This is a genomic window from Catonella sp. (assembly GCF_052169795.1).
In the GTDB taxonomy this organism is placed as follows: domain Bacteria; phylum Bacillota; class Clostridia; order Lachnospirales; family Lachnospiraceae; genus Catonella.
Genome location: NZ_JBQNBU010000117.1, coordinates 1 through 5205 on the forward strand (window position 1 = coordinate 1; position 5205 = coordinate 5205).

7 protein-coding genes are annotated in these 5205 nt (G+C 37.3%); all 7 read left to right on the forward strand.

Going from position 1 to position 5205, the window contains the following annotated elements; genetic code table 11:
- A partial coding sequence (locus ACTTKP_RS11010) for a CPBP family intramembrane glutamic endopeptidase (RefSeq protein WP_442553949.1) occupies window positions 1-748 on the forward strand: 748 nt, incomplete at its 5' end.
- A gap of 176 nt (window positions 749-924) precedes the next feature.
- Window positions 925-1203 carry a type II toxin-antitoxin system RelB/DinJ family antitoxin gene (locus ACTTKP_RS11015; protein WP_442553950.1) on the forward strand — a complete coding sequence of 93 codons (279 nt, stop codon included), beginning with the start codon at window positions 925-927 and terminating at the stop codon, window positions 1201-1203.
- Window positions 1193-1468, forward strand: coding sequence for a type II toxin-antitoxin system YafQ family toxin (locus ACTTKP_RS11020; protein ID WP_442553951.1), 276 nt, complete (start codon window positions 1193-1195; stop codon window positions 1466-1468). The genes ACTTKP_RS11015 and ACTTKP_RS11020 overlap by 11 nt, the downstream gene beginning before the upstream one ends.
- A gap of 19 nt (window positions 1469-1487) precedes the next feature.
- Window positions 1488-3377, forward strand: coding sequence for a tRNA uridine-5-carboxymethylaminomethyl(34) synthesis enzyme MnmG (gene mnmG / locus ACTTKP_RS11025; RefSeq protein ID WP_442553952.1), 1890 nt, complete (start codon window positions 1488-1490; stop codon window positions 3375-3377).
- Complete coding sequence (locus ACTTKP_RS11030; protein ID WP_442553953.1) at window positions 3364-3579, forward strand: DUF896 domain-containing protein; 216 nt, start codon at window positions 3364-3366, stop codon at window positions 3577-3579. The genes mnmG and ACTTKP_RS11030 overlap by 14 nt, the downstream gene beginning before the upstream one ends.
- The gene (locus tag ACTTKP_RS11035) at window positions 3572-4216 is read left to right on the forward strand and encodes an HAD hydrolase-like protein (RefSeq protein ID WP_442553954.1); all 645 of its coding nucleotides are present in this window, start codon (window positions 3572-3574) and stop codon (window positions 4214-4216) included. Before ACTTKP_RS11030 ends, ACTTKP_RS11035 begins: the two co-directional genes overlap by 8 nt.
- Window positions 4217-4442: 226 nt before the next feature.
- Window positions 4443-5205 (forward strand): solute carrier family 23 protein (locus ACTTKP_RS11040; protein WP_442553955.1); only part of this gene is annotated, 763 nt, incomplete at its 3' end.

The window sequence follows — 5205 nt, forward strand, 5'->3', positions numbered from 1 at the left end:
ATATTATTTTCTGTCAAGGACTTTGAATATGCTGACATTTGAACTGTTTTTAGGAATTTTGAAGATACCGATGCAGCAGTTCATAGAGTTTATGTATCTTTCAGACATTCTTATAGCCTTAATACAGCTGATTATATTTTTTGTAATATATAAGTTAGTAGTAAGAAGGGATGAAGATGAGTTAAGGACACAGCTTAATTTGAAAGATACAGGTTTCAGCGTGGTTGCAGGTATCGGAGTTTCAGGAATTTCATTTATCTGGCTTATAATTGCAGGAAAGCTGCCTATGTTTCAGGCACAGCTTGCTGCAATGAAAGAAGGAAATGGAATGATTGGCGGCGGAAGCTTACATGGAGTGCTTTTAAGTGCAGTAATTGCTGCCCCTGTTGTAGAAGAAGTTATATTTAGAGGAGTTGTATTTGGCTCTTTTAGAAAAGTATTTCCTGCGTGGGTATCAATACTGATTTCAGCAATAATCTTCGGTGCATACCATATGAATCCGGTTGCGATTGTATATGCTAGTATGATGGGAATTATAGCCGGTATAGTTTATGAGAAAAAAAGAAATTTACTTTTTACGATAATGTTGCATATGGCGAATAACTTTATGGGACTGTTGGAAGATTTTGTTCCGAAAGGAGTAGGAGTGACTATAGTCAACGGTGTTTCGCTGGTGATGATACTTCCTATGTGCTATGTGGTTTATAAGATGATTAAGAGTGATACACGCAAAACGGTATATGCTTAAAATTTTTTCATATTTGAAGTGACTTATTAAAATAATAAGGACTAAGTAAAAGTTATCTGATGAAAGTCAGAGGCTTTGACTTAGTCCTTTTATATTGCAATAGTTTTGCATAGTGTTGACAATGTTTGCAAATATTATGTATAATAATTATGAATATTGGAGAGGAGATTTAATATATGGCTACTATGAATATTAATGTTCGTGTTGATGCTTCATTAAAAAAAGATGCCGAAAAGCTATTTAATGAACTTGGATTGAATATGTCATCTGCTATCACAATGTTTCTTAAAAGTGCAGTAAGCTATGAAGGTATTCCTTTTGAAATAAAGAGAATTAAACCCAATGCAGAAACTAAAGCAGCACTTGCAGAATATATAGAAATGCAGGATAAAGCTAAATATAAAAGTTATGAAAGCTTTGATGATGTAATTAAAGAGGTACTAAATGAGGCTTAATATAGTTGTTTCAAACCAGTTCAAAAAAGACTTAAAGTTGGCAAGTAAGCGTGGGTTTGATATTGATAAGCTAAAGGAAGTGGTTGATAAGCTTGCAGAGCAGTCGACATTAGACAAAAAATATAAAGATCATAATCTTTTGGGAGAATATAAGGGTTTTAGAGAATGCCATATTGAGCCTGATTGGTTGTTGATTTATCGAATAGACAAATCAGAAGTAAAACTTTTTCTGTTTAGGGCAGGAAGTCATTCTGATTTATTTTAATAATAGATTTGAGGAAAATATGATTTGTGAAGATTTTGAAGTAATAGTAGTAGGAGCCGGTCATGCAGGTTGTGAGGCAGCGCTTGCAGCGGCAAGATTAGGCAAGAAGGTACTTATATTTACTGTAAGTGTGGACAGCATAGCCCTTATGCCTTGTAATCCCAACATAGGGGGAACATCTAAAGGACATCTCGTAAGGGAAATAGATGCACTTGGCGGAGAAATGGGTAAGAATATAGACAAGACCTATATCCAGTCGAAAATGTTGAATAAGTCAAAAGGACCTGCTGTACACAGCCTTAGAGCACAGGCGGATAAACAGACCTATTCTTTAGAAATGCGTAAGGTACTTGAAAATACGGAGAACCTTACCATTAAGCAGGCGGAAGTTGCAGAAATACTGGTAGAAGACGGTAAGGTAACAGGGGTTAAGACATACTCAGGTGCGGTTTATACTGCAAAGGCTGTTATTCTCTGTACAGGAACCTATCTTAAGGCTCGTTGTATTTACGGTGATGTAAGCGAATACACCGGACCTAACGGACTGTCTGCCTCTACACATTTAACAGACTCTCTGCTTAATATAGGAATTGATTTGAGAAGGTTTAAGACAGGAACTCCGGCTCGTGTGGACAAAAGGACAATAGACTTCTCTAAGATGGAAGTACAAAACGGAGATGAAAAAGTAGTTCCATTTTCATTTTTAAATGAAGATAAAGATATAGTAAGAGAGCAGCGTCCATGCTATCTTACTTATACCAATGAGGAAACTCATAGGATAATAAGAGAAAATATTGACCGTTCACCACTGTACGGTGGAATTATAGAAGGCGTAGGACCCAGATATTGTCCGTCTATAGAGGATAAGGTGATGAGGTTTGCCGATAAGGATAGACATCAGATATTTGTAGAGCCTGAGGGAGAATATACCAATGAAATGTACGTGGACGGAATGAGTTCTTCCATGCCGGAGGATGTACAGGTGGCAATGTACAGGACAATTCCGGGACTTGAAAATGTACATATAGTAAGAAATGCCTATGCGATAGAGTATGACTGTATAGATGCTACCACGCTTAAAGAAAGTCTTGAATTTAAGGTGGCTTCCGGACTTTTTGCGGCAGGGCAGTTCAACGGAAGCTCAGGTTATGAAGAGGCGGCTGCGCAGGGACTTATAGCAGGAATAAATGCAGTAAGGCTTCTTGATAAGAAAGAGCCGCTTATACTCAAACGTTCCGATGCCTACATAGGCGTACTTATAGATGATTTAGTAACAAAACATACAAAAGAGCCTTACAGGATGATGACTTCAAGAGCAGAGTACAGATTGCTTTTAAGACAGGATAATGCAGACTTAAGACTTACTAAAATAGGCTATGAGATAGGACTTATTTCAAAAGAACGATATGAGGCTCTGCTTAAAAAAGAAGCTGACATAGAAGCTGAAATAAAACGTCTGAAATCAAAGACGATTGGAGGCAGGAAAGAAGTAAATGATTTTCTTGTCGAAAATGGAAGTACAGCCCTACTTGGAGCAGTAACTCTGGCTGACCTTGTAAAACGTCCGGAACTTAATTATGAACTTTTAGCTGCTATTGATAGTGAGAGACCAAAGCTTTCTACAGCTGTAGGTGAGCAGGTAAACATCAATATTAAATACGAAGGCTATATCGAGCGTGAATACAGACAGGTGGAGCAGTTTAAAAAAATGGAGAACCGTCTCATACCTGAGGGCATAGACTATGAAAATATAGACAATATAAGAAAAGAGGCAAGACAGAAGCTCTCTGAAATACAGCCGCTTTCCGTAGGTCAGGCAAGCCGTATATCAGGGGTATCTCCTTCGGATATAGCTGTATTGTTGGTATACATAGAACAATTTTTAAGGAGCAGAAATGGGAATAACTGAAGCAGATATCAAAAGGATAAATGAGCTGTACCACAAGTCTAAGGCAGAAGGGCTGACAGATGAAGAAAAGGTGGAACAAAAGAAACTTAGGGAAGACTATGTTGCTGCAATAAGGGGCAATATAAGGAGTCAGCTTGAAAATGTAAGAGTAGTTGATGAAAATGGTAATGAGGTACCACTTAAGAGGAGAAAGAATGTATAAATATTTAATGTTTGATTTGGATGGAACCCTTGTTGAATCAGGAGAAGGCATTGTTGCTTCGGCAAAGCATGCACTAAATAAAATGGGATGGGACATGCTTGCTGAGAATGAATTTATGAAGTTCATAGGCCCTCCACTCTTTGATTCATTCAGAGATTTATGTGGAATGAATCCTGAGGAAGCTGACAAGGCGATTGATATTTACAGAGAGCATTATGAATCAGCAGGTTATTTGCTGGCACCGATGTATGAGGGTGTTGTAGAAATGCTTGAAAAACTTAAAGGTAAAGGTCATACACTTATGGTAGTTACCTCAAAGCCTGCTCCGATAGCTGAAAAAATCATAGAAAAGCATGGAATAGATAAGTATTTTGTAAACCTTACAGGGCCAACTCATGCAGAAAAGACCGTACACAAGGATGTTATGATTAAGCGTGCTTTTGAGAAAAATGGAATTACAGATCCGAGGAGTGCCGTTATGATAGGAGACAGAAAGTTTGATATTGAGGCGGCTAACAAGCATGGAGTTGATTCTATTGCGGTAATGTATGGCTATGGAAATAGAGAAGAGTTTGAGAAATATGGAGCTACACATATAGCTGAGAAATGTGAAGATATAATAGGACTGGTGAAATAAGATTGTAATAATTGTTCTTGTTTTTATTCTTGGTAGAAGTGATAGGATTTAAACTATAATAAAAACTATTTTGAATAAGTATCATTAGAAAAAGATATAATAAAGGGGGTGGAATCCCTCTTTTTATTATGATATAGTATACTCTGTCTTACTTTTGGATATGGTGTCTGTTTTAATTGCCAAACTACCAGCCCATATTCGTATTAAACAAAACAAGGAGGCTATAATGGAACAGTTTTTTAAGATGAAAGAAAGAGGTACAAATGTAAAGGTTGAAACTATGGCTGGAATTACGACCTTTATGACAATGGCATATATTCTTGCCGTAAACCCAAGTATACTTGGAAAAACAGGAATGGATCAGGGAGCTGTATTCACCGCTACAGCACTTGCATCGGCTATTGCATCGTTTTGTATGGCGTTGTTTGCCAATCTTCCTTTCGTTCTTTCGGCAGGAATGGGATTAAATGCATATTTTGCGTTTTCAGTAGTATTGGGTATGGGATATACCTGGCAGCAGGCTTTAACAGCGGTATTTGTAGAGGGCTTGGTGTTTATAGTACTTTCTGTAACGAATGTTCGTGAGGCTATATTTAATGCAATACCAAATACCTTGAAAGTAGCTGTATCGGTAGGTATTGGTTTATTTATATGTTTTATTGGACTTCAGAACTCTAAAATAGTAGTTGACGGTGCAACTCTTGTAACCCTGTTTTCATTCAAGGGTTCAATAGAGAACGGTACTTTTAATTCAGCAGGAATTTCTGTTATCCTTGCACTTTGTGGAATCTTACTTATGACCTATCTTTTATTTAAGAATGTAAAAGGCTCAATTCTTATCGGAATGGTAGTGCTCTGGGTAGTAGGTATGATTCTTCAGGCAGTAGGTATTTATGTACCTAATCCTGATGCAGGATACTATAGTCTTTTTCCAACTAAGATATTTGATACACCTGCGTCGCTTGCTCCTACTCTTGGACAGCTTGATT

Coding starts and splice junctions, on each gene's coding strand:
- ACTTKP_RS11030 (WP_442553953.1), top strand. CDS start 3,364: ATGGGAATAACTGAAGCAGATATCAAAAGGATAAATGAGCTGTACCAC.
- ACTTKP_RS11020 (WP_442553951.1), top strand. CDS start 1,193: ATGAGGCTTAATATAGTTGTTTCAAACCAGTTCAAAAAAGACTTAAAG.
- ACTTKP_RS11035 (WP_442553954.1), top strand. CDS start 3,572: ATGTATAAATATTTAATGTTTGATTTGGATGGAACCCTTGTTGAATCA.
- ACTTKP_RS11015 (WP_442553950.1), top strand. CDS start 925: ATGGCTACTATGAATATTAATGTTCGTGTTGATGCTTCATTAAAAAAA.
- mnmG (WP_442553952.1), top strand. CDS start 1,488: ATGATTTGTGAAGATTTTGAAGTAATAGTAGTAGGAGCCGGTCATGCA.